This window comes from Pseudonocardia sp. SID8383 (genome assembly GCF_009864975.1).
GTDB lineage: Bacteria > Actinomycetota > Actinomycetes > Mycobacteriales > Pseudonocardiaceae > Pseudonocardia > Pseudonocardia alni.
Genome location: NZ_WWFY01000453.1, coordinates 1 through 3751, shown reverse-complemented (window position 1 = coordinate 3751; position 3751 = coordinate 1). Strand labels below are relative to the sequence as shown.

Annotated in this window: 4 protein-coding genes; 3 read left to right on the top strand and 1 reads right to left on the bottom strand. The window is 75.2% G+C overall.

The window, feature by feature from the left end:
• From ruvX to GTW08_RS11080, 3 genes are all read left to right on the top strand, one after another.
• A partial coding sequence (gene ruvX, locus GTW08_RS11090; RefSeq protein WP_161151858.1) for a Holliday junction resolvase RuvX occupies positions 1-266 on the top strand: 266 nt, incomplete at its 5' end.
• Between the two features lie 141 nt (positions 267-407).
• Positions 408-1502, top strand: a complete 1095-nt coding sequence (locus tag GTW08_RS11085; RefSeq protein WP_073575276.1) for an endolytic transglycosylase MltG — start codon at positions 408-410, stop codon at positions 1500-1502.
• Between the two features lie 104 nt (positions 1503-1606).
• On the top strand, positions 1607-2659 hold the full coding sequence (locus tag GTW08_RS11080; protein ID WP_073574678.1) for a 2,3-butanediol dehydrogenase: 1053 nt from the start codon (positions 1607-1609) through the stop codon (positions 2657-2659).
• A gap of 8 nt (positions 2660-2667) precedes the next feature.
• On the opposite strand, the gene GTW08_RS11075 is transcribed toward GTW08_RS11080, so the two are convergent.
• Positions 2668-3540: a spermidine synthase gene (locus tag GTW08_RS11075; RefSeq protein ID WP_073574679.1), complete on the bottom strand. Its 873-nt coding sequence runs from the start codon at positions 3538-3540 to the stop codon at positions 2668-2670.
• Between the last annotated feature and the right edge of the window lie 211 nt (positions 3541-3751).

Here is a 3751-nt window from a genome sequence, read left to right as displayed (position 1 = left end):
TGCTCGGGCTGCCCCGGAACCTGCGCGGCGAGGACGGCCCGGCCGCCGTCGCCGCACGGGAGTTCGCCGCCGCGCTGGAGGCGGGGCTCGCCGCGGCCGGGTGCGCGGTCCCGATCGAGCTGACCGACGAGCGGATGACGACCGTCGTCGCGACCCGGCAGCTGGCCGGGCGCGGCGTGCGCGGCCGCAAGCAGCGTGCGGTCATCGACCAGCAGGCCGCGGTGGCCATCCTGCAGGGCTGGCTGGATACCACCCGCGGAACCTGATCACCGTGACCGGGGGTGACCACGGGCCGGGTCCGCGGCGGATACCCTCGAGCCCGTGACCGGCGCCGGCGAGAACGACGTGACGTCCCGGGGCCCGATGTGAGCGTGACCGCGGGGCCCGTACGACACCGTCCGACCCCGGTGCACTTCCGGCGGCGGCGGCTCGCCCTGCTGGGGTCGGCGTTGCTGGCCGGCGCGGTACTCGTCGCCGTCGGCCTGTACCTGCGCGGCGCCGACGACTACGCCGGTTCCGGGAGTGGATCGGTCGTGGTGCTGGTCGAGTCGGGCGACTCCACCAGCGCGATCGGGGAGACCCTGGTCGGGCTGGACGTGGTGAAATCCCGGGCCGCGTTCGTCGAGGCCGCCGCCGAGGAGCCCGACATCCAGCGGGTCCAGCCCGGCTACTACGAGCTGCGATCGCAGATGTCCGGCGACTCCGCGGTGGAGGGGCTGCTCGACCCGGAGCGGCGCGTCGGGTTCTTCGACGTCAAGGGCGGCGTCCAGCTCGACGACACCCGCGCCCCGGACGGCACCGTCTCCCCGGGCGTGCTGTCCCAGATCTCCCGCGCCACCTGCCTCGGCGCCGCCGACGGGGACGCCCGCTGCACCGGCGTCGACGCGCTGCGCGCCGCGATGGCCGACGCCGACCCGGCCTCGATCGCCGTCCCCGGATGGGCTCGCGCGGGCTACCGGGCGGCCGCCCCCGAACGGCGGATGGAGGGACTGGTCGCCCCCGGGCCGTACGACCTGGACCCGCGCGGCACCCCGGAGCAGGTGCTGCGCCAGGTGCTCACCGCGTCGGCGACCAGGCTGGAGGCCGCCGGGCTGGGTGGGGAGAACGCCTACCGCACCCTCGTCCTCGCCTCCGTCGTGGAGAAGGAGGCGCTCGTGCCCGACATGCCGAAGGTGGCCCGGGTGATCGAGAACCGGCTCGCGGTGAATCAGCGCCTGGAGATGGACTCCACCGTCAACTACCCGCTCGACGTGCAGGCGCTGCGCACCACGGCCGAGGCCCGCAGCACCCCCGGGCCGTACAACACCTACCTCAACACCGGGCTGCCGCCGACGCCCGTCGCCTCGGTGTCCACCGCGGCGCTGTCGGCCGCGGAGTCCCCGGCCGCGGGCCCGTGGCTGTTCTTCGTGCGGTGCACCACCGAGGGCGCCTCCTGCTTCGCCACGACCTACCCCGAGCACCTCGGCAACGTCGACCGCGCCCGCGCCGCCGGAGCGTTCTGACCCATCACCGGGCGCGCATGCAACCTGGGCCCAACCCGTGACGGCGCTCACCCCCCGCCGGTAGACCGGGACCCGACAGCGACGTCAGGCGAGAGGAGCCAGCGATGCGTGCGGTCGTCTACCGGGGACCCGGGGACCTCGACATCACCGATGTGCCCGAGGGCGAGGTGGGTCCCGGCGAGGTCCGGCTGAGGGTCGGGTTCAACGGCATCTGCGGCTCGGACCTGCACGAGTACTACGCGGGCCCGATCTTCATCCCGAACGGGGAGAAGCACCCGCTGACCGGCCGCGAGCTGCCGCTGACCCTCGGCCACGAGTTCTCCGGGACCGTCGTCGAGATCGGGGCCGGGGTCGAGGGCGTCACCGAGGGCGACCGGGTCGCGGTGATGCCGCTCTACACCTGCGGGACCTGCTCACGCTGTTCCGAGGGCCGCTACAACGTGTGCGCGCAGATCGGCTTCCACGGTCTGATGGCCGACGGCGGCATGGCCGAGACCACCGTCGTCCCTGCGCACATGCTGCACCCGCTGCCGGAGAACGTGTCGCTGGAGATGGGCGCGCTCGTCGAGCCCATGGCCGTGGCCTACCACGCGGCGAAGCTCGGCGGGGTGAACCCGGGCGACACCGCGCTGGTGTTCGGCGCCGGGCCGATCGGGATCGGCCTGTGGTTCGCGCTGCGCGGCATGGGCGTGGAGGACGTCCGCGTCGTCGAGCCGTCGGCGACCCGGCGCGGCGCGATCGAGCGGCTCGGCGCGCAGACCCTCGACCCGACCGCGCAGGACGTGCCGGCGATCGTCGCGGACCTGACGAACGGACGCGGCGCCGACGCCTGCTACGACGCCGCCGGTGTCGCCCCGGCCGTCGCGACCGCGCTGGAGTCGCTGGGCGCCGGCCGCCCCATGGTCAGCGTCGCGATCTACGAGACGCCGCTGGTGACCCCGCTGCTCAACCTGGTCCTCGGGGAGTCCCGCATCCAGGGCTCGCTCTGCTACACCCACTCCGACTACCGGGCGGTGATCGAGCTGATGGCGAACGGTCACTACGACACCACCGGCTGGATGGAGAAGATCGCCATGCGCGACGTCGTCGAGGAGGGCTTCGAGGCGCTGCACGCGGGCCGGAAGATGAAGGTCCTGGTCGACCCGTCCCTGGCCTGACCCGGGGGTCACTGCCCCCAGAAGCCCTCCGGGGGCCGGGGCGAGGGTGCGGCGCACGCGTCGGTGACGACGCCCGCGCCGCGCACGAGTGCGCGGGTGTCGGCGTCGTCGAGGACCCGGGCCGGGAACGGGTCCCCGGCCGCCCGGCGGGTCACCCCGGGTACCGGCAGCTCCCGGTCCGACGCGGCGAGCACGAGGTTGCCGAACCGGCGTCCGTGCAGCACGTCCGGGGCGGCGACGAGCGCGAGCTCGGCGAACGCCGCCCCGGCCGTCGCGATCTGGCCGGGCAGGAACGGCCAGGGGGCGCCGTCGCCGAGGTTCGCCACGTGCATCCCGGTCGGCGCGAGCACCCGGCGGACGGCGGTGAGGAACTCCGCCGTCGTGACCTGGGCCGGGGTGCGGGCCCCGGCGAACACGTCGACGACCACGACGTCGAACGACGCGGGCGCGAACCGGCCGAGGGTGGCGCGCGCCTCCCCCGTGACCACGGCCAGCCCGTCGGCGACCCCCGGGCCCGGCAGTCGGTGCGCGACCAGGGCGGCCAGCTCACCGTCGAGCTCGACGACGGTCTGGGCCGACCCGGGGCGGGTCGCGGCGACGTAGCGGGCCAGCGTCCACGCCCCGCCGCCCAGGTGCAGTACCCGCAGCGGCACCGCGGGCGGCGCGGCGAGGTCGACGAGGTGGGCGATCCGGCGGACGTACTCGAACTCGAGGTGCTCGGGGTCGTCGAGGTCCACATGGGACTGGGCCGTCCCGTCGAGCAGCAGCGTCCACGACGACGGCCGCGCCGCGTCCTGCACCAGCTCGGCGACACCGTGGTCGACCTCGGCGCGGACCACCGTCCCGGCCCGGCGGTCACCCTGCGGCGCTCTGGAACCCATTCCGGTCATCCTGCCTGCACCGGGCGGGTTGTCCACAGGCGGGCAACCCGTCGTTCCGGACGGCCCGGCCCGGCCCAGGCTCGAGGCATGGTCACCGTCACCGTCGCTGTTCCCGTCCTGGTCGCCGCCGTCCTCGGCGGGGGCGCCGGCGTCGCGACCCGGCGGTGGCTGGCCCGGCTGCCGCGCGGCGCACCGGTCCCGGCCGGGTGGT

Coding starts and splice junctions, on each gene's coding strand:
- GTW08_RS11080 (WP_073574678.1), top strand. CDS start 1,607: ATGCGTGCGGTCGTCTACCGGGGACCCGGGGACCTCGACATCACCGAT.
- GTW08_RS11075 (WP_073574679.1), bottom strand. CDS start 3,540: ATGGGTTCCAGAGCGCCGCAGGGTGACCGCCGGGCCGGGACGGTGGTC.